This is a genomic window from Peteryoungia wuzhouensis (assembly GCF_003205195.1).
Taxonomy (GTDB): Bacteria; Pseudomonadota; Alphaproteobacteria; order Rhizobiales; family Rhizobiaceae; genus Allorhizobium; species Allorhizobium wuzhouense.
In genome coordinates this window covers 1-17,697 of sequence record NZ_QJRY01000011.1, presented here as the reverse complement: position 1 = coordinate 17,697, position 17,697 = coordinate 1, and the positions used below count along the sequence as shown (strand labels likewise).

Sequence of the window (17,697 nt, the reverse complement as noted above, 5' to 3'; positions counted from 1 at the left end):
TCTCCCCCAGCCCTCACTCGTCGCTCATCTTCAGCGCCGCGATAAACGCTTCCTGCGGGATCTCGACCTTGCCGAACTGGCGCATGCGCTTCTTGCCGGCCTTCTGCTTGTCGAGGAGCTTGCGCTTGCGCGATGCGTCGCCGCCGTAGCACTTGGCGGTCACGTCCTTGCGCAGTGCCGAGATGGTTTCACGCGCGATCACGTTGCCGCCGATGGCGGCCTGGATCGGGATCTTGAACATGTGCTTCGGGATCAGGTCCTTGAGCTTTTCGCACATGTCGCGGCCGCGCTTTTCGGCTGCCATGCGGTGCACCATCATCGACAGCGCATCGACCGGCTCGCCGTTGACGAGGATCGACATCTTGACGAGGTTGCCCTCGCGATGGCCGTCGAGATGGTAGTCGAAGGAGGCGTAACCCTTGGAGATCGACTTCAGGCGGTCGTAGAAATCGAAGACCACTTCGTTGAGCGGCAGCTCATAGGTGATCATCGCGCGCTTGCCGACATAAGTGAGTTCCGTCTGGATGCCGCGCCGGTCCTGGCAGAGTTTCAGGATGCCGCCGAGATAATCGTCGGGCGTGAGGATCGTCGCCTTGATCCACGGCTCGTGGATTTCGGAGATCTTGACCACGTCGGGCATGTCGGCCGGGTTGTGCAGCTCGCGCTCGGTGCCGTCGGTCATGAACAGCTTGTAGACAACCGAAGGAGCGGTTGCGATCAGGTCGAGATCGAATTCGCGCTCGAGGCGCTCCTGGATGATTTCGAGATGCAGCAGGCCGAGGAAGCCGCAGCGGAAGCCGAAGCCGAGCGCGGCAGACGATTCCATTTCGAACGAGAAGGAGGCGTCGTTGAGGCGCAGCTTGCCCATGGCAGCGCGCAGGTCTTCGAAATCGGCGGCGTCAACCGGGAAGAGGCCGCAGAACACGACCGGCTGGGCCGGCTTGAAGCCCGGCAGCATTTTTGCGGTCGGGCGCTTGTCTTCGGTGATGGTATCGCCGACGCGGGTGTCGGCCACTTCCTTGATCGAGCCGGTGAAGAAGCCGATCTCGCCGGGGCCGAGTGAATCCACCGAGAGCATCTTCGGGGTCAGGACGCCGACGCGCTCGACATTGTATTTGGCATCCGTGCCCATCATGCGGATGACCTGGCCCTTGGTCAAAACGCCGTCGAGCACGCGGACGAGAACCATGACGCCGAGATAGGTGTCGTACCAGCTGTCGACGAGTAGGGCCTTGAGCGGTGCCTTGTCGCCGCCTTCGCTCTTCGGCGCCGGCAGCTTGTGCACGATGGCTTCGAGCACGTCGGGAATGCCAAGACCGGTCTTCGCCGAAATCAGCACGGCCTCGGAAGCATCGATGCCGATGACTTCCTCGATCTGTTCCTTGATGCGCTCGGGTTCGGCGGCGGGCAGGTCGACCTTGTTGAGGACGGTGACCAGTTCGTGATTGTTGTCGATCGCCTGATAGACGTTGGCGAGTGTCTGGGCTTCGACCCCTTGAGAGGCGTCGACGACCAGCAGCGAGCCTTCGCAAGCCGAGAGCGAGCGCGAGACCTCATAGGCGAAGTCGACGTGTCCGGGCGTGTCGATCAGGTTCAGCACATAGGTTTCGCCATTGTTGGCCTTGTAGTGCAACCGCACCGTCTGGGCCTTGATGGTGATGCCGCGTTCCTTCTCGATATCCATCGAGTCCAGCACCTGTTCGGACATCTCGCGCTCGGCAAGGCCCCCGGTCGTCTGGATCAGACGGTCGGCGAGGGTGGACTTGCCATGGTCGATATGGGCGACGATGGAAAAGTTGCGGATATGGCTCAGGGGCGTGCGATCGGTGCTCATGGTTCGCGCATATAGCAGCGACCAAACGCAACGACCAGCGGGAAATTGTCCCCAGCCGTTGCGAATAAGGGCATTCAGCGGAGAAACTGCTCCGGCCAATCACGCCGGGTGGCCACCTGGCCTTCCGTCCTGAGCCGCCGGACCGCGTCCAGATCGATTTGCGCGATCAGCCAATGGCTCTCCTCGACGGTGTCACTCTCGCTTTCGGCATAGATGCCATTCGGCGGCATGCCGTAGTCGGAGGGGACGTAGAGGGCGGCGCGGCCGCGGTTTTCGTCGAGCGCCGGTGACCAGGGGGCGGTGCCCGCCGTTGGGGAGGCGAGCACGGCAATCTGGTTCTCCAGCGCCCGGGCCTGGGCGCCGATGCGCACGCGATAGGCGCCGGCCAGCGTGTCGGTGCAGGAAGGGGCGAGGATGAGGTCGACGCCCTGTTCGGCGAAGTTATGGGCCAGCATCGGGAATTCGTTGTCGTAGCAGATGAGGATGCCGAGCTTGCCGAGCGGGGTGTCGAAGGCGGTGAGGCCGTCGCGTCCGGCCGCGATGCCCCATTGCTCACGCTCGAAGCGGGTCATGATGATCTTGTCCTGATGGCCGATCAGGCCGTCGGGGCCGAAGAGGAAGGCGCGGTTGCGGTATTGGCCGTCGGGATCGAGCACCGGGGCGGAGCCGGGCTGGAAGACGATTTCGTGGGTGCGGGCGAGTTCCTCGCAGAGCTCGACCCAGGCCGGGATCAGCGGCTGGATGCCGGCGATCGAACCGTGCAGATCCGAGCGGATGTCAGGGGCGAGCTGGCCGGCGAGCACGAGGCCTGCATATTCCGGCAGAAGCACAAGTTTGGCGCCGCGATCGACGGCCTGATGCACCAGTTGCGTCAGATGGAGAACGTAGTCCTCCCAGGTCTCGATGAGATCGATTTTGTACTGGCAGGCGGCAAGCGTGATGGCGGTCATTCGGTTAGATCCCGGATCCAGAAGGAAAGCGGCTTCGGGCTCTCGACTGATGCGTCGAGGTCGCGCCAGGTGAAGGTGGTCCGAAGCTCGGGGTGATGGGTATAGCCGCGCTTGTGCCAGAAACTGTCCAGCGGCACGTAGTCGGCCGGGCGGCGCGGGTGGTCGTGGGGGCGTTCGACGGCGCAGAAGGTGGCGTAGCGCAGTCCCAGTTTTGTCGCCTGCGTCTCGCGGCCCTCGAAGAAGGCAACGCCGATACCCCGGCCGCGATAGGCGGGCAGGAGCACGCTTTCGCCGAAATAGAAGAACTCTTGCGGGTCGAGCCCGGCCTCCAGGAAGGGGCGTTTGACCTCATCGGTCTCGCCCGCCATCGGCGTTCCCGTGGCAACTCCGACCACCTGGTCATCATCGCGGGCGATGACGAAGACCGAGCCCGCGGATTTCGCATAGGTCGAAAGATAGGTTTGTTCGTAGTCAGGATTTCCCTCGTAGAGATAGGGAAAGGCGCGGAAGACCGTCGTTCTGAGCCGCGCGAGGTCGTTGAAGAAAGGGGCGGCGTCGCTGCCGGAAAAGGATTGGATCGTGAGCGTCATAGAGTGTTTTCAGTCCGTTGCGGAGTGGTTATACCCTTCCCCGACAACCCGAGAAAGCAATTCCACGACGAGGAGTGATCGATGACCGCCGCCGCCACCATCCGTGCCTATTACGACGCCTTCAATGCCGGCGACATGGGCCGCTTCCTCGCGCTGCTGACCGATGACGTGGCCCACGACATCAACCAGGGGGAGCGCCAGACGGGCAAGGAAGCGTTCGCGAAGTTCATGGATCACATGAACCGCTGCTATCGCGAAGAGCTCACCGACATGGTGGTGATGGTGAACGAGGACGGCACGCGGGGTGCTGCCGAATTCATCGTCAATGGCACCTATCTCGCGACCGATGAGGGCCTGCCGGAGGCCAATGGCCAGACCTACCGCCTGCCGGCTGGCGCCTTTTTCGAGATCCGCGACGGCAAGGTGGCGCGTATTTCCAACTACTACAGCCTGCCCGACTGGATCGCCCAGGTCGGCGGCTGAGCCTCCGTCCGGGCGCAGAAAAGGGCCGTCACGCTGGCGCGGGACGGCCCTCTCTGTTTGCCGGCATCATGCCAGCCAGATCGATCAGTTGACCGACCAGTCGCGCTTCACGTCGTCGGAATTCTTCGACAGGTGGACGTGTTCGTCGATGTGATCGACCCAGTCCAGCGGAATGTAGTGATGCTGGCCGTCCGTCGAATCGGTCTTGGTGAGCTTGATGCGGCTCTGGCCGTCCATATGGTCGACGGTGCCGACATGGTTGCCATCGAGGCCGCGCACTTCCATGTGTTCACGGATCTGATCTGCAGAAATCATCGGGAGTTCCTCCTGTATCGGTTGCGATGACAGGAAAAGGCGGAAGCCACCGGAATTGTTCCGGCGATGGGCCGTCGTCGCTGCGGCATCGAGATTGGGAACATCCGGGCTTTCAGGACATTCTATCGCATCCGCATGCGAGATCCCTCGCACGGCAGCGAGACCTCCATGCTTCCCAGAATTGCGATCATTGGCACCGGGCCGACCGGACTTTATACTTTCAAGGGGTTGATCGGTTCATCCGTCCGCCTGTCCATTACACTGTATGAAGCCGACGACGAACCGGGCAAGGGCACGCCGTACCACCCCGATGTCAACGATCCGGCCATGCTGTCCAATATCCCGAGCATCGAACTTCCGGCCTTTGCCGAGACCCTGGTCGACTGGCTGCGGCGGCAAGGTGACGACCGGTTGCAACAGCTTGGCATCCAGCGTCCTGCGATCGACAACCGGGAATTTTACCCGCGCGTGGTGCTGGGCGACTACATGCAGGAGCAGTTCCGCCTGTTGCGCCTGGCGGCAGCCGAAAACGGCCACGAGGTGACGGTGCTGGGCCGTCATAAGGTGGTCGATATCGAACTGCAGCCGGAGCAGATCCGGTTGAGCGTCGAGAGCCCGGATGGTCGCCACGATGCCGTCTTCGATCACGTCGTGATGGCAACCGGACACAACTGGCCCGAGACCACCGAGATCCGCCCCGGCTACTTCGTCTCCCCCTGGCCGGCGACGGCGCTGAAGACGGTGCGCAACGAACGCGTCGGCATTCTCGGCACCTCGCTCAGCAGCATCGATGCGCTGATGACGGTGGCGACGGCTCGCGGCATGTTCTACGCAGATGCCGCCGGCGACCTGCAATATCAGCCGGCCGAGGGCACGGAGGAGTTCCACGCCACGATGATGTCACGCAAAGGCGTACTGCCGGAGGCCGACTTCTATTGTCCGCTGCCGTATGAAACGCCGAAGGTCTGCACGAAGGAGGCAATCGACGCGCTGATCGCGACCGGTCGCCACGACCTGCTTGATGACGTGTTCGACCTGTTTCGCCGCGAGATCGTTGCCGCCGACCCTGATTATGCCGCCCGCATCGGGTTGTCGCAGCTGACGGTCGAGACCTTTGCCCCTGCCTACTACGCCGACCGTATCCAGTCCGATCCCTTCGTCTGGGCGGCGCGCAATCTGGCCGAGGTCGAAGAGAACAGGGTGAAACAGTATACGGTGCCCTGGCGCTATGCGATCCTGATCACCCACGAGATCGTGGCGCGTGTCATTCCGCATCTGAACGAGGAGGACCTGAAGCGCTTCCACAAGCTCTTCAAGACGATCTTCATCGACGACTATGCAACCGTGCCGCTGACCTCAATCCGCCGTCTGCTAGCCCTGTCGCGGGCGGGCAAGCTGGATATCCTGAAGCTTGGCGACGACTACCGGATCGAGACGGACGAGACGGGTGCCGAGCGCGGAGCTCGTGTCATCGTCGGCGATGTCGAGCATCGCTTCGGTTCCTTCATCGATGCGACCGGCCAGGAAACCCTGTCGGCGACCGATCTGCCATTCCCGACCCTCGTTGCCCAGGGCGGCGTGCGGGAATCCGCGACGCCGCGCACGGGCGCGCTGCACACGCTGGAGGGCGGACCGGACATGGTGCGCACCGGCGGCATCGATGTCGACGAGCACTACCGTCCGAAGATCGATGGGCCGCTTAGCAACCGGCTCTATTGTGCCGCGATCGCCTTCCTGCTGCACAAGGAGCCGTTCGTACAGGGGATCACCAGCGCCTGCGAGATCGGCGAGACGGTGGCCGAGGCGATCCTTACGGATGTGGCGCCGGCAAGCGATGAGGCGCCACTGTTTCAGATCCCGGCATAGACGGGGTCGCCGACGGCGATGGTGACAGGCGCGCCCACGGTGGCATAGACGCCGAGATTGCGGGCATTGTGCCGCATGATGCCGCGCAGGATCTCCGGCTGTTCGTCGATATCGGGCTGGGCGATCATGGTCATGCCGCAGCGGCGCGTCGGCTCGGTGACGCTGACGGGCGTCAAGCCGATGGTGATGTCCTGGCCGATCCAGCTGTTTTCAAGGAAACCCTCGGACTCGTCCGTCTCGATCAGGATGGAGGGACGGAACCGGCGATGATCCGGATGAGGCACATTGGCTGACGCTGCCAGCTGTCGCAGCGATGCCGTCGTCACGAGATGCAGGGGCGCCGGCGCATAGCGGTTGGAGACGATGGGAAAGCGCATGTCCGCCCCGTCATCCAGCCCACCATAGGCGCCGATGCCGGCGGCAAAGCCGAAATGCGCCTCAAGCCGCGCGGCAAGGCGGGAATCGTCGAGCCAGACGCTGTCCCCATCCGGAAAGCGCAATTGCGGCAGCAGGGCGGAATCATCGCGCAGGGCCTTAAGGAAGAGAGCCGGCCGCCAGCGTGGTTCCCGCTCGGGGGCGGCGGCGAGACCGCTTGCGGGATCGAACAGGGCAAAGCGGCGATCTCCGGGGATCCCGGTGGGCGTGACCTCAAGCTGCTGCAGCGACTGCCCGCCGACGGAACTCACCGGATATCGCCAAAGCTCAACCACCCGCCCGATCTGTTTCATGCCGTTCCCTCTCATCTGTCGCGGCAGCATAAGGCAATCCGGGACGGATGTGTTCCCTGATATCGGGGACACTTGACTCCATGATGATACCAGTGAATTCTACTATCATGGAATCAACGGCAGACGACTTCGAAAAGACGGTGGGCGAGCGGGTGAGGGCACTCAGGATGCGGCGCGGTCTGACGCTCGATCAACTGGCGGAGGCCTCCGGGGTCAGCCGGGCGATGATCTCGCGGATCGAGCGGGCCGAGGCGAGCCCGACGGCAGCCCTTCTGGCGCGGCTGTGTTCGGCGCTTGGCGTCTCTCTCTCGGTCTTCTTTGCCGAAGAAGGCGGGGTCGCCGATCCGCTGATGCGCCGCGCCCGCCAGCCGGTCTGGCGCGATCCGGAAAGCGGCTATCTGCGCCGCGCCGTCTCGCCGCCGGGTACCGGCAGCGGCACGGATATCGTCGAAGTGGAGTTTCCGCCGCAGGCCCATGTGCGCTTCCCCGGCCGGCCGACCGGCCGCAGCCAGACCCAGCATGTCTGGGTCTTCGAAGGGGTGATCGAGCTGACAGTGGGCGAGACGGTGCACCGGCTGGAAGCGGGCGACTGTCTCTTCATGAATGTCGGCGACGTGCATGCCTATCACAATCCGACCGACGTGCCTGCCCGTTATGCCGTGGTGATCGCGCTGGGTTCCTGACCCTTCCGACGCAAAATCCGTAGACAGCAACTGGAACATCTTATGCCCGATATCCGCCAGCTCTCCCATGTCGAAGCCCTCGATCAGATCCCGGCCCTGACCGAAATCCTTGCCGATTGCATTGCAGACAATGCCTCTGTTGGATTCATGCCGCCCTTCACGACGCAGGAGGGTGAGGATTTCTGGCGCGGCGTGGCGGAGGCTGTCGGACGCGGTGAGGTCCTCCTGTACGGGGCCTTCGTCGAGGACCGGCTGGTGGGCACGGTGCAGATCGGCTTTGCGCTCAAGCCCAACCAGCCGCACCGGGCCGATCTGATGAAACTTCTGGTGCATCGCAAAGCGCGTGGCAGAGGTCTTTCGACCGCCCTGATGAAGGCCGCCGAAGCAGGTGCTGCCGCTGCCGGCCGCACGCTGCTGGTGCTCGATACGGCCAAGGGGGAGCTGGCGGAATCGATCTACGAGAAGCTCGGCTGGCAACGGTCCGGCGAGATTCCCGACTATGCGCTCTACCCCGACGGGCGCTTCTGCGACACGGTCATCTTCTACAAGCGACTGGCTTGAACCGGCGGACGCGATCAGCCCAAAAAACGTCCAAGCCGACTCTTTCCAGAAGTCTTTCCATCTGCTTATGGTCGCCCCCCGATAGGCTTTTTTCGGGGCAGAGGGGGCAAGCATGGCGGGACGGAAGACAATCATCGGCATGGCCGCCGGACTGGTGCTGGCCGCCGTCGCGCCGGCCTTTGCGGCAGACGTGACCTTCGTGATGCGCAACGACCATCCGAATGCGGTGGAAGTGGAGCTGTACAGCCAGGACCGGGACTATGTCTGGCCGGGCAACAACCAGGTCTTCTATCTCAACGACGGCGAAACCAAGCAGATCCCGCTCTCCTGCGAAGAAGGCGAGAAGATCTGCTACGGCGCCTGGATCGAAGGCGACAAGCAGAGCTATTGGGGCGTCGGCCCCGAAAATGCCGCGACCTGTGACGACTGCTGCTACACCTGCGAAGGTGGCCAGACCGAACAGATCAATCTGACCGAATAAGTTCGACTACGGCGGGGGCCGGGGGGAAGGGGCGGTTTTTCGGGTCTGAGGACCGGGAGAGCCGCCCCTTCGGGTTTTAGGCTTTGGCGTTGCGGTTCAGGCCCGCCGGGCTTCCGTCAGGAAGAGCAGCAGGGCGGCGAGCGGCAGGGCGCCGCCGAGGATCGCTGCGGCGGTCCAGCCGCCCTGGGCATAGCTGTAGGCGCCGATGGCTGAACCGATTGCACCGCCGGTAAAGAAGATCGCCATGAACAGCCCGTTCAGCCGGCTGCGCAGCTCAGCGCCGAGGCCGAAAATGGCACGCTGGCCGGTGACCAACGTGGTGGTGACGCCGAAATCGAGGAGAATGGCGGCAAAGGTCAGCAGGCTCAGGGCGATCCACGATCCTTCCGGCGACATCAGCGTGACGACGAAGGCCGTGAGAACGCTGGAGAGACCGAAGGCGGTGGCCGGGCCGGACAGACCGCGATCGGCAAGCCGCCCGGCAATCGGTGAGGCAATGGCGCCGGCGACACCGGCCAGGGCGAAAAGGGCAATGCCCGTCTGGGTCAGGCCGAAGGCGGGACTGACCAGATAGAGCGGCGTCACCGTCCAGAACAGGCTGAAGGCGGCGAACTGGAAGGCCTGGTAAGCGGCGCGCCGCTGCAGCACTTTCTGCGTGACGAAGAGTCGGCCCATCGAGCCGATCAGCGAGAGATAGCCGAGTTTTGCCTGCGGCCGCCGTTCCGGCAGCGTCATGGCAAGCGCGACGCCAAGTGCCACCATGACGGCGGCCGAGAGGAAGAAGATCGTGTGCCAGGAGCCGAGGCGGGCAACAAGGCTCGAGACCGGCCGGGCCATCATGATGCCGACCATCAGCCCGCTCATGACATTGCCCACCACCTTGCCGCGCGACTGTTCGGGGGCAAGGCCGGCGGCAAAGGGCACGATCATCTGGACCGCGACGGCGCCGAGCCCGATCGACAGCGATGCGGCCAGGAAGGGAAGCGGCGTTGTGGCAAGGCCGGCGGCGATCAGGGCGGCGGTGACGGCACCGATCATGACCAGGATCAGTTTGCGGTTCTCGACGAGATCGCCGAGCGGCACGAGGAAGAACAGCCCGAGACCATAGCCGACCTGCGTCAGCGTGACGATCAGGCCGCTGGCATGCAGCGGTAGCCCGATGGCGTCCGCAATGGGGCCGGCAAGCGGCTGGGCGTAGTAGAGATTGGCGGCGATCAGGCCGCAGGCGGCGGCCATGATGAAGGTGAGACCGGCCGAGAGGCGAGGGGCCTGCAGGGTCTCGAGGGCGGGTTCGGCGGTGGGGGAGGCTTGGGTCATGACGATGTTCCGGGGGAGGAGGGGAGGATCGAAGTGGCTTGGGTGTGCGAGGGATCAGTCGAGAAGGGCGAGCAGGGCATCCGCACTTGCGCGGGTGCGACCCGGGTCCTGACCGGATTTTCCGGCGATCCGGATGCCCTGGAGGAACGAGAAGATCGAGAGCGCCGCCGCTTGCGGATCGACCCTGCCGGAGACGGACCCGTCGGCCTGGCCCTTGACGATGAAACCCTCGATCTCAGCAAGCAGCGCGGCATGCGACCGCGCCACACGCTTGGCGACATCGGCATCGAAGAGGGCGAGTTCGACGGCGGCACCAATGGCAAGACAGCCGCGCCGCCCGGTCTCGCCGCAGGCGGCGTCGGCGTAGAAATGGAGGATGGCCTGCACCTGCGCGCGGCCGGTGGAGGCTTCGGCGAGTTTTTCCGCCAGAAGGGCGGCGCGCACCTGCTTGTAGCGATCGAAGGCGGCGAGGAAGATCGCCTTCTTGTCCTTGAACGCCTTGTAGATGCTGCCGGCCGTCAGCCCCATGCACGCCTTCAGGTCGGTGATGGAGGTACCGTGATAGCCCCGCTCGGTGAAGACGACGATTGCAGCATCGAGTGCGGTTGCGATCTCGAATTCGCGGGGGCGGCCGGCGGTGCGGCTGGACGTGGCACTATCGGGCATCGTCGGCTCCGGACAATTAGGAAATGATCGTTTCCAAATAGGCGCATTACCGGAAAAGGTCAAGCCCGCAGTCTGTCCGGAGGAGATTTGGTCGTGTGACCGAAAATGCGGCGACGGTCTCTTGCAGCCCCGCCCGGCCTGGCGCTAGGTTCGGCGTAACGACGGATCTGCGGCCCGACCGCGGACAAGAAAAGAGGGAACGTGATGCGCGTCTATTATTCGGAAAAGCACAAGCTCAGAGATGCCAAGACCGAGCTGCATGGCGGCCTCCTGGTGAAACCCTTCGAAGGACCGTTCCGCGCCGAATGGGTTCTGGCGGCGGTCAAGGAAGCCGGTTTCACCGATGTCGAGGCACCGGGAGAACACGGGCTGGAAACGGCACTCAAGGTGCATGACGCCGGCTATCTCGAATTCCTGCGCACCTGCTGGGACCGCTGGGAAGCCCATGGCTTCAAGGGCGAGGCGATCGCCACTTCCTTCCCCTGCCGCCGCAGCCAGACGGCGCGCGTGCCCAAACACATCGACGGTGCTGTCGGCTATTACACCAACTCCGCAGAGACCTCGATTTCCAAGGGCACCTATGAGGCGACGATCGCCTCGATGGGCGTCGCGCTGTCGGGCGCGGACTGGCTCAATGCCGGTCACCGCTTCGCCTTCTCGCTCTGCCGCCCGCCGGGCCACCATGCCGGCCGCGATCTCTTCGGCGGCTATTGCTTCATCAACAATGCCGCCGTTGCCGCCCAGCGGTTGCTGGATCATGGAGCGAAGAAGGTGGCAATCCTCGATGTCGATTTTCACCACGGCAATGGCACGCAGGACATCACCTATCGCCGCGGCGACATCTTCTTCGCCTCGCTGCATGGCGAGCCGGAAAATGCCTTTCCCTATTTCTTAGGGTATGCCGACGAGACGGGCGAGGGTGATGGCGAAGGCCTGAACGCCAACTATCCGATGCCGTCAGGCACACCCTGGTCGGTCTGGTCGGCAGCGCTTGAGGACAGCCTGAAGCGCATCAAGGCCTATGGCGCGGAAGCCATTGTCGTCTCGCTCGGCGTCGACACCTTCGAGCAGGACCCGATCAGCTTCTTCAAGCTGAAGAGCCCTGACTATATCAAGATGGGCGAAATGATCGCGGCGAGCGGCGTGCCGGTCCTGACGCTGATGGAGGGTGGTTACGGCGTGCCGGAAATCGGCCTCAACGTCGCCAATGTTCTGAGAGGGCTGGAGAGCTGAGAGGCGTGCGGCCCATCGTTCGGACGATCCCGGCAGCTGGCCCGCCGGGATCGTCAACGATCGTCAAGCCTTGGTGACGATGACCTCCAGATAGGCGCTCGGCACGACCATCGTCCCGTCGGTGGCGCGGTTGAAGCGGGCAATCAGTGCGAGGAGATCCTGCCCGAGTGCGGCCTGACCGGCGTCGGGGAGGGCGGCGAAGGCCTTGTGCACGGGTCCATACCAGGTGCGAAACACCTCCAGCCAATGGTCAGGCGAACGATAGCGGAAGGTGAAGACCTTCGGCTGGATGGAGACTGTGCCGGCGGGGGAGAAGAGCGCGTTCAGGCGGGCCTCTGTGCCCCACAAGGCCGGAGAAAGCGCGCCGGGTGGTGGCGGCAGGTGCTGGCCCATGGTGCGGAACAGCTGGCCGATGAAGCCATCCGGCGTCCAGTTGGCCATGCCGATACGGCCACCCGAACGGCAGACCCTTAGCATTTCCCGGGCGGCCTGATCCTGGTTCGGGGTGAACATCACGCCGAAGGTCGAGAGGATCACGTCGAAGGTCTCGTTCCCGAAGGGCAGCGCCTCGGCATCGGCGGTCTGGAAGGTGACCGTCAGGCCGTCGGCAGCCGCACGCGCCCGGCCGCGCTCCAAGAGGGCTGGCACATAGTCGGTCGATGTGACCACGGCAAAGCGGCGGGCGGCAGCGAGCGTGGCATTGCCGTTGCCGGCGGCGACATCGAGCACCGTCTCGCCAGCGCGCAGATCGATCGCTTCGCAGAGGGTTTCGCCGACGATCTGCAGGGTCGTGCCGACGACGGCATAGTCGCCCGACGCCCAGGCGCCCTGCTGGCGGGTCTTCAGCGCCGCGAGATCCGGTACTGGAACCGAGGCAACGGCGGCGGGCATTGCTGCAACATTTTGCATGGTCTCTCTCCTTGTGATGGAGAGAGGAGTGTCGCGGTCGCCGGGATCAGGGGCCAGTGTAGGAACTGTAGCGCTGCCGGTACAGAAAGTGGACCGTCAGGGGGGCGCTGTCGCATAGGAGCTGCGCACCATCCAGGCACCGATGCTGGCGGCCATCGCGGCATCGCCGACCAGCGTGATCTTGTCGCGTTCGATTTCGGCCTTCAGGCTCGAAAGCCCGATCCAGGCGGAGGTAAGGGCCTTGAGGTCGGCGGTGACGAAGAGATCGACCGCATGACCAGGGTCGGTGGAGCAGAGGTCGACGGGATTTCCCGGCCTGCACAGCAGCCAGTAGCTCTGCTCCTCGCGCGGCAATTCCGGATAGATGAAGCAGATGACGCTGCGGCGCGCGGTCGGCAGGGCGGCCGGATCGATCTTCCGGCGCATGTTCCACATCAGGAGCCGCGCATCGAGTTTCTCGAGCGTGACATCCGCATCGATGTTGCGATGGGCCCAGGAGCCGAGCGCCCGCACGATCGGCTCAAGCTCGTCGGCAATGGCGGTGGTCCGATAATGGATCTCGCCGGATCCGGGGTGGCGAAGACGCTGCACCAGACCCCGCTCCTCCATCTGGCGCAACCGTTTCGACATCAGCGTCGGCGACATGCCGGGCACGCCACGGCGGATCTCGTTGAAACGCGTGGAGCCGGACCACATCTCCGCCAGCAGCAGCAGCGTCCAGCGCGGCTCCAGCACCTCGCAGGCCTTGGCGACCGGACAGAACTGGTTGTAGCCGTCGTGCGCCATGGTGGCCTCCGCAGCCGCCATCATGCGCCCTCGGACCGGTAACCGTCCAGTACAGAGAGTGTAGCGGATGCAAACGCCCCGGCCTTGGACAGGCCGGGGCGTTTGCCGTCTCGGGTCGATGTCCGGCCTTTAGAGCGTGCCCTGGCGCTGCTGGATCATCTGGTAGGTGTCGAAGCTGTATTCGGCGATCTGGGCCCAGAGATAGGCGTCTTGCTTGAAGGCCTGCTGGCTGTCGAAGAGCTTCTTGAACCACTCGTTCTTGGCCGAGAGATCCGCATAGGTCTCCTTCGCCGCCTTGTGGCAGGTGTCGAGGATGTCGGTCGAAAACGCACGGAGCTGCGCGCCGCCGGCGACGAGTTCGCGCAGCGCCTGGGCGTTGGACGCATCGTAACGGGCGAGCATGCGGGCGTTCGCCGCAGCGCAGGCATCGGTCAGGATGCGCTTGTAGTTTTCCGGCAGCGCATTGAACTTCTCGAGGTTGAAGAAGGCATGCACGGTCGGGCCGCCTTCCCACCAGGCCGGGTAGTAGTAATAGGGCGCGACCTTGTAGAAGCCGAGCTTCAGGTCGTCATAGGGACCGACGAATTCGGTGGCATCGATCGTGCCCTTTTCCAGCGCCGGATAGACGTCGGAGCCGGCGATCTGCTGCGGGGTGACGCCGACCTTCGACATGATCTCGCCGGCGAGACCGGCAATGCGCATCTTCAGACCCTTGAGGTCGTCGATCGTCTTGATTTCCTTGCGGTACCAGCCGCCCATCTGGGCACCGGTATTGCCGGCCGGCAGCGCGTAAAGCTTGTACGTGGCCAGGAACTCGTTCAGCAGCTCGTTGCCGCCGCCGGCGGTGAACCAGGAATTGGTCATGCGGGCATTGAGGCCGAAGGGGATGGCGGTGCCGAGCGCAAAGGCCGGGTCCTTGCCGATATAATAGTAGCAGCAGGTATGGCCCATCTCGACGGTGTCGTCGGACACGGCGTCGGCGACCTGCAGCGGCGGCACGATTTCGCCGGCGGCATAAACCTGGATCTCGAACTGGCCGTCCGTGGCCTTCGACACGCTTTCTGCGATGTCGGTCGCAGCACCGAAGATGATGTCGAGGCTCTTCGGGAAGGAGGAAGCGAGGCGCCAGGTGACCTTCGGGTTTTCCTGGGCGAGGGCAGGGGCGGCGAGTGCTGCGGCGCCTACGCCGGCAACGCCGGCCTGCTTGAAGAATTGACGGCGGTTCATGATCTCTTGCCTTGGTTTTCCAAAATTGCTCCTCCAGCTCCCGCGGCGGGTCTAAAGGCGCAAACCCTGGCGTGCAAGGGGAAATGCTCGGCAAATTGCCAGGTGGTGCCGGCTGTCTTGCGTTTTCTTGCGCAGGAAGATTGTTCCACGCAAGGAACCGTCAGCCCCTTGGCTTGCGTGCCGGATCGTCGAAGGCCGGATTGTAGAACAAGGACAGCACGAGGCTCTTTGCAATGCGCTCGGCACTGGTCATGAACCAGCCATGGATGTCTTCGGTGGCCCCGACTTCGACCAGCGTATCGGAAAACAGCTGCAGCCACTGGCGAAACAGCCCTTCGGCCATGCCGTCGACGCCGTGATGCGCCTGCACAGGCTTGCCGCCATAGGCGCCGGTCTTGAAGGCGATCGACGACCAGAAGGATTTCATCTTCACCATATGCTCCGGCCAGCGACCGGCAAGCCGCCCCTCGAAGACCGGGCCAAGATCGGGATGCTGGCGGATATGGCCATAGAAGGTGTCGACCAGCCGGTCGATGAAGGCGGCATCGACGCCCATGGCCGCCATCTGGGCTTCGGCGCGGGCGGTGATGTCGGCGCGGTGTGCGGCGCGTCCGGAAAGCTCCATGGTCATGGCGTCGTCATCCCTGTGGTTCAGCCTCTGGCTACGTCCGCGTCGCAGGGTGGTCAAGTCGGAACTTCCCGCTTGAAAAAACCGGAGCAGAGGCATAGGTTTAGAATAATTCTAAAAAGGTGACAACAGATGTTTGGTTTCTCCCTGTCCGCCGGCAAGCGCTCCTTCGACAGTCTCAGCGAACAGGAGATTCTCGGGCTTGCCATTTCCTCCGAGGAGGACGATGCGCGCATCTATCTCGCCTATGCCGACCAGTTGCGCGCCAATGCGCCGCAATCGGCCAAGGTTTTCGAGGACATGGCCGAGGTCGAGCACACCCATCGCAACATGCTGATCGAGATGCATCGCGAGCGGTTCGGCGAGCGCATCCCGCTGATCCGCCGGGACCATGTCCGTGGTTTCTATGACCGCAAGCCCGACTGGCTGCGAAAGAACCAGACCCTCGACCAGATCCGCACCGAGGCGGAAATGATGGAGCAGGGTGCCTATCGTTTCTACATGGCGGCCGCCCAGAAAACCTCCGATGCCGGCATCCGCAAGCTGCTGGGCGATCTTGCGCTCGCCGAACAGGGCCACGAACAGATCGCCGGCATGCTCGGCGAAAAGCATGTAACCGAAGAGGCAAAGACCGAAGAGGACCAAGGCGCCCGTCGCCAGTTCATCCTGACCTATGTCCAGCCGGGGCTGGCAGGTCTGATGGACGGTTCGGTCTCGACGCTGGCGCCGATCTTTGCCGCGGCCTTTGCGACCGGCGACACCTGGTCGACCTTCCTCATCGGCCTGTCTGCCTCGGTCGGCGCCGGCATCTCGATGGGCTTTACCGAAGCGGCCCATGACGATGGCAAGCTGTCGGGTCGCGGTTCGCCGGTCAAGCGCGGTTTGGCCTCCGGCATCATGACGGCGCTGGGTGGCCTCGGCCACGCGCTGCCTTATCTCATCCCGCATTTCTGGACGGCGACGATCACGGCGGCCATCGTCGTCTTCTTCGAACTCTGGGCGATCGCCTTCATCCAGAACCGCTACATGGAGACGCCCTTCTGGCGCGCCGCCATGCAGGTGGTGCTCGGCGGTTCGCTGGTGCTCGCCGCCGGCGTCCTGATCGGGCAGGGGTGAGTCTGACGGCTTGACGGAAGGGCGTATGGCGCTGTCATCTGGTCATCATCTGATACGACTAGCAAGGCGCCATGAAATTCTCACCCGTGACCATCGGTCTGGGCGTCACGATGACCATCGGTTACGGAACGCTCTATTATTCCTTCTCGGTGCTGGCACCCGAAATCGCGAGCGAATTCGGCTGGAGCCGCAGCTTCGTCTTCGGGGTCTTCTCCTTCGGTCTCTTGGCAGGTGCAATTGCGGCGCCGGTGCTTGGACGCCTGGTCGACCGGGTCGGCGCGCGCCTTGTGCTCTGTTTCGGCTCGGTCGCAGCCGCGTTCGCGCTTTCGCTTTTTGCCGTCATGCACAATGCCTGGCATTTCGTCGCCATCACGCTTGCGGCCGAATTCATTGCACTTGCGGTGCAATATGATGCGGGTTTTGCCGCCCTTGCCCAGAGCCATGGCCGGGAGGCGCGGGCGCATATCACGCTCGTGACGCTGATCGCGGGTTTTGCCTCCACCATCTATTGGCCGCTGCTGCAATGGCTGCTGACATGGATGACCTGGCGGGAGATCTACCTGGTGCTGGCCGCCATGAACCTGCTGATAGCCCTGCCGATCCATCTTGGCCTGCCGAAGGCGCGGATCGACACGTTGGCCACGCCAGCGGCGGCGGAACGCACAGACGAGGCAAGCCTGCCGAAGGACCGCACCCGGCAGATGGTCCTGATGGCGATTGCCTTTGCCGCCGGCGGTTTCGTTATCTCGGCGATCGGCGCGACCCTGCTCGTGCTGATGCGCGATCTCGGCTACGCCACCGGCATTGCGACGCTTGCCGGCAGCCTGATCGGGCCGAGCCAGGTGGCGGCGCGACTGATCGAATATATCAGACGCAATCTGTTCTCGCCGCCCCTGACCGCCGTGATCGCGGCCGCCGTCATGGCGCTCGGCATCGCCCTTCTCGCCGGATCGCTGCTGATCCCCGCGACCGGTTTCGCCCTGGCATTTGCCTTGTTCTACGGTGCCGGCCAGGGCCTGACATCAATCGTGCGCGGCGTCCTGCCATTGCATTATTTCGGGGCCGCCGGCTATGGCCGGACCATGGGCACGCTGTCGGCGGTGCGCATTGTCGTTTCCGCGCTCGCGCCGGTCTCGGTGATCTGGATCAACGACTGGGCCGGGCCAGGCGCCGCCTTGGCATGTCTGGCGCTCGTGTCTCTGTTGGCCGTGTTGGCAACGACGGTTCTGACGGCAGGCGCAAGGCCTGCCGCGACCGGCTAGAGCGCGTCCATTGAACGCGGAATCGTGTTGATGATTCCCTTGGGTGCGGAATTCTGATTCCA

The 17,697-nt window shown here is 63.8% G+C and carries 19 protein-coding genes; 8 read left to right on the top strand and 11 right to left on the bottom strand.

Annotated features, from left to right (window positions below; translation table 11 throughout):
- Positions 1-13: 13 nt before the first annotated feature.
- The 3 genes from lepA to DMY87_RS22265 all read right to left on the bottom strand — a co-directional run bounded on the left by lepA (position 14) and on the right by DMY87_RS22265 (position 3,374).
- Entirely contained in the window at positions 14-1,834 is a 1,821-nt protein-coding gene (gene lepA, locus DMY87_RS22275) for a translation elongation factor 4 (RefSeq protein ID WP_110793839.1), read from the bottom strand.
- Positions 1,835-1,908: 74 nt separating this feature from the next.
- Positions 1,909-2,784 carry a carbon-nitrogen hydrolase family protein gene (locus DMY87_RS22270; protein WP_110793838.1) on the bottom strand — a complete coding sequence of 292 codons (876 nt, stop codon included), beginning with the start codon at positions 2,782-2,784 and terminating at the stop codon, positions 1,909-1,911.
- A complete protein-coding gene (locus DMY87_RS22265) occupies positions 2,781-3,374 on the bottom strand; it encodes a GNAT family N-acetyltransferase (RefSeq protein ID WP_110793837.1) in 594 nt (197 codons plus the stop codon). The genes DMY87_RS22270 and DMY87_RS22265 overlap by 4 nt, the downstream gene beginning before the upstream one ends.
- 81 nt (positions 3,375-3,455) lie before the next feature.
- Here DMY87_RS22265 and DMY87_RS22260 point away from each other — a divergent pair, with 81 nt between their 5' ends.
- Positions 3,456-3,857, top strand: coding sequence for a ketosteroid isomerase-related protein (locus tag DMY87_RS22260; RefSeq protein ID WP_110793836.1), 402 nt, complete (start codon positions 3,456-3,458; stop codon positions 3,855-3,857).
- A gap of 84 nt (positions 3,858-3,941) precedes the next feature.
- On the opposite strand, the gene DMY87_RS22255 is transcribed toward DMY87_RS22260, so the two are convergent.
- The gene (locus DMY87_RS22255; RefSeq protein ID WP_110793835.1) at positions 3,942-4,172 is read right to left on the bottom strand and encodes a DUF2171 domain-containing protein; all 231 of its coding nucleotides are present in this window, start codon (positions 4,170-4,172) and stop codon (positions 3,942-3,944) included.
- A 168-nt stretch (positions 4,173-4,340) separates the two neighbouring features.
- Here DMY87_RS22255 and DMY87_RS22250 point away from each other — a divergent pair, with 168 nt between their 5' ends.
- A complete protein-coding gene (locus DMY87_RS22250) occupies positions 4,341-6,038 on the top strand; it encodes an FAD/NAD(P)-binding protein (protein WP_110793920.1) in 1,698 nt (565 codons plus the stop codon).
- Here DMY87_RS22250 and DMY87_RS22245 read toward each other — a convergent pair.
- Complete coding sequence (locus DMY87_RS22245) at positions 6,023-6,766, bottom strand: MOSC domain-containing protein (protein WP_110793834.1); 744 nt, start codon at positions 6,764-6,766, stop codon at positions 6,023-6,025. The genes DMY87_RS22250 and DMY87_RS22245 overlap by 16 nt on opposite strands.
- Before the next feature lie 107 nt (positions 6,767-6,873).
- On the opposite strand from DMY87_RS22245, the gene DMY87_RS22240 reads away from it, so the two are divergent.
- From DMY87_RS22240 to DMY87_RS22230, 3 genes are all read left to right on the top strand, one after another.
- A complete protein-coding gene (locus DMY87_RS22240; RefSeq protein ID WP_110793833.1) occupies positions 6,874-7,449 on the top strand; it encodes a helix-turn-helix domain-containing protein in 576 nt (191 codons plus the stop codon).
- Between the two features lie 42 nt (positions 7,450-7,491).
- Entirely contained in the window at positions 7,492-8,010 is a 519-nt protein-coding gene (locus DMY87_RS22235; protein ID WP_110793832.1) for a GNAT family N-acetyltransferase, read from the top strand.
- Between the two features lie 139 nt (positions 8,011-8,149).
- On the top strand, positions 8,150-8,491 hold the full coding sequence (locus DMY87_RS22230) for a hypothetical protein (protein WP_110793919.1): 342 nt from the start codon (positions 8,150-8,152) through the stop codon (positions 8,489-8,491).
- A 96-nt stretch (positions 8,492-8,587) separates the two neighbouring features.
- On the opposite strand, the gene DMY87_RS22225 is transcribed toward DMY87_RS22230, so the two are convergent.
- Together DMY87_RS22225 and DMY87_RS22220 are read right to left on the bottom strand one after the other, a co-directional pair.
- Positions 8,588-9,808, bottom strand: coding sequence for an MFS transporter (locus DMY87_RS22225; protein ID WP_110793831.1), 1,221 nt, complete (start codon positions 9,806-9,808; stop codon positions 8,588-8,590).
- A gap of 54 nt (positions 9,809-9,862) precedes the next feature.
- On the bottom strand, positions 9,863-10,474 hold the full coding sequence (locus DMY87_RS22220) for a TetR/AcrR family transcriptional regulator (protein ID WP_110793830.1): 612 nt from the start codon (positions 10,472-10,474) through the stop codon (positions 9,863-9,865).
- A gap of 204 nt (positions 10,475-10,678) precedes the next feature.
- On the opposite strand from DMY87_RS22220, the gene DMY87_RS22215 reads away from it, so the two are divergent.
- Complete coding sequence (locus DMY87_RS22215; protein WP_110793829.1) at positions 10,679-11,707, top strand: histone deacetylase family protein; 1,029 nt, start codon at positions 10,679-10,681, stop codon at positions 11,705-11,707.
- 63 nt (positions 11,708-11,770) lie between these two features.
- Here DMY87_RS22215 and DMY87_RS22210 read toward each other — a convergent pair whose 3' ends face one another.
- The 4 genes from DMY87_RS22210 to DMY87_RS22195 all read right to left on the bottom strand — a co-directional run bounded on the left by DMY87_RS22210 (position 11,771) and on the right by DMY87_RS22195 (position 15,260).
- Positions 11,771-12,616 (bottom strand): class I SAM-dependent methyltransferase, encoded by an 846-nt coding sequence (locus tag DMY87_RS22210; RefSeq protein ID WP_110793828.1) that lies wholly within the window; start codon positions 12,614-12,616, stop codon positions 11,771-11,773.
- A 96-nt stretch (positions 12,617-12,712) separates the two neighbouring features.
- Positions 12,713-13,402 (bottom strand): winged helix-turn-helix transcriptional regulator, encoded by a 690-nt coding sequence (locus DMY87_RS22205; protein WP_110793918.1) that lies wholly within the window; start codon positions 13,400-13,402, stop codon positions 12,713-12,715.
- A gap of 129 nt (positions 13,403-13,531) precedes the next feature.
- The gene (locus DMY87_RS22200; protein ID WP_110793827.1) at positions 13,532-14,629 is read right to left on the bottom strand and encodes a TRAP transporter substrate-binding protein; all 1,098 of its coding nucleotides are present in this window, start codon (positions 14,627-14,629) and stop codon (positions 13,532-13,534) included.
- A 160-nt stretch (positions 14,630-14,789) separates the two neighbouring features.
- Positions 14,790-15,260 carry a group III truncated hemoglobin gene (locus DMY87_RS22195; RefSeq protein WP_110793826.1) on the bottom strand — a complete coding sequence of 157 codons (471 nt, stop codon included), beginning with the start codon at positions 15,258-15,260 and terminating at the stop codon, positions 14,790-14,792.
- A 129-nt stretch (positions 15,261-15,389) separates the two neighbouring features.
- Here DMY87_RS22195 and mbfA point away from each other — a divergent pair, with 129 nt between their 5' ends.
- Both mbfA and DMY87_RS22185 read left to right on the top strand, forming a co-directional pair.
- Positions 15,390-16,373: an iron exporter MbfA gene (gene mbfA, locus DMY87_RS22190; protein WP_110793825.1), complete on the top strand. Its 984-nt coding sequence runs from the start codon at positions 15,390-15,392 to the stop codon at positions 16,371-16,373.
- Between the two features lie 71 nt (positions 16,374-16,444).
- Positions 16,445-17,635, top strand: coding sequence for an MFS transporter (locus tag DMY87_RS22185; protein WP_110793824.1), 1,191 nt, complete (start codon positions 16,445-16,447; stop codon positions 17,633-17,635).
- Positions 17,636-17,697: the final 62 nt, after the last annotated feature.

Bases quoted from the DNA above. Each gene is read 5' to 3' on its own strand.
- DMY87_RS22215 (WP_110793829.1), top strand. From the start codon at position 10,679: ATGCGCGTCTATTATTCGGAAAAGCACAAGCTCAGAGATGCCAAGACC.
- DMY87_RS22245 (WP_110793834.1), bottom strand. From the start codon at position 6,766: ATGAAACAGATCGGGCGGGTGGTTGAGCTTTGGCGATATCCGGTGAGT.
- DMY87_RS22195 (WP_110793826.1), bottom strand. From the start codon at position 15,260: ATGACCATGGAGCTTTCCGGACGCGCCGCACACCGCGCCGACATCACC.
- DMY87_RS22270 (WP_110793838.1), bottom strand. From the start codon at position 2,784: ATGACCGCCATCACGCTTGCCGCCTGCCAGTACAAAATCGATCTCATC.
- DMY87_RS22200 (WP_110793827.1), bottom strand. From the start codon at position 14,629: ATGAACCGCCGTCAATTCTTCAAGCAGGCCGGCGTTGCCGGCGTAGGC.
- DMY87_RS22260 (WP_110793836.1), top strand. From the start codon at position 3,456: ATGACCGCCGCCGCCACCATCCGTGCCTATTACGACGCCTTCAATGCC.
- DMY87_RS22235 (WP_110793832.1), top strand. From the start codon at position 7,492: ATGCCCGATATCCGCCAGCTCTCCCATGTCGAAGCCCTCGATCAGATC.
- DMY87_RS22255 (WP_110793835.1), bottom strand. From the start codon at position 4,172: ATGATTTCTGCAGATCAGATCCGTGAACACATGGAAGTGCGCGGCCTC.
- DMY87_RS22185 (WP_110793824.1), top strand. From the start codon at position 16,445: ATGAAATTCTCACCCGTGACCATCGGTCTGGGCGTCACGATGACCATC.
- DMY87_RS22265 (WP_110793837.1), bottom strand. From the start codon at position 3,374: ATGACGCTCACGATCCAATCCTTTTCCGGCAGCGACGCCGCCCCTTTC.
- mbfA (WP_110793825.1), top strand. From the start codon at position 15,390: ATGTTTGGTTTCTCCCTGTCCGCCGGCAAGCGCTCCTTCGACAGTCTC.
- DMY87_RS22210 (WP_110793828.1), bottom strand. From the start codon at position 12,616: ATGCAAAATGTTGCAGCAATGCCCGCCGCCGTTGCCTCGGTTCCAGTA.
- DMY87_RS22240 (WP_110793833.1), top strand. From the start codon at position 6,874: ATGGAATCAACGGCAGACGACTTCGAAAAGACGGTGGGCGAGCGGGTG.
- DMY87_RS22205 (WP_110793918.1), bottom strand. From the start codon at position 13,402: ATGGCGCACGACGGCTACAACCAGTTCTGTCCGGTCGCCAAGGCCTGC.
- DMY87_RS22225 (WP_110793831.1), bottom strand. From the start codon at position 9,808: ATGACCCAAGCCTCCCCCACCGCCGAACCCGCCCTCGAGACCCTGCAG.
- DMY87_RS22230 (WP_110793919.1), top strand. From the start codon at position 8,150: ATGGCCGCCGGACTGGTGCTGGCCGCCGTCGCGCCGGCCTTTGCGGCA.
- DMY87_RS22250 (WP_110793920.1), top strand. From the start codon at position 4,341: ATGCTTCCCAGAATTGCGATCATTGGCACCGGGCCGACCGGACTTTAT.
- lepA (WP_110793839.1), bottom strand. From the start codon at position 1,834: ATGAGCACCGATCGCACGCCCCTGAGCCATATCCGCAACTTTTCCATC.
- DMY87_RS22220 (WP_110793830.1), bottom strand. From the start codon at position 10,474: ATGCCCGATAGTGCCACGTCCAGCCGCACCGCCGGCCGCCCCCGCGAA.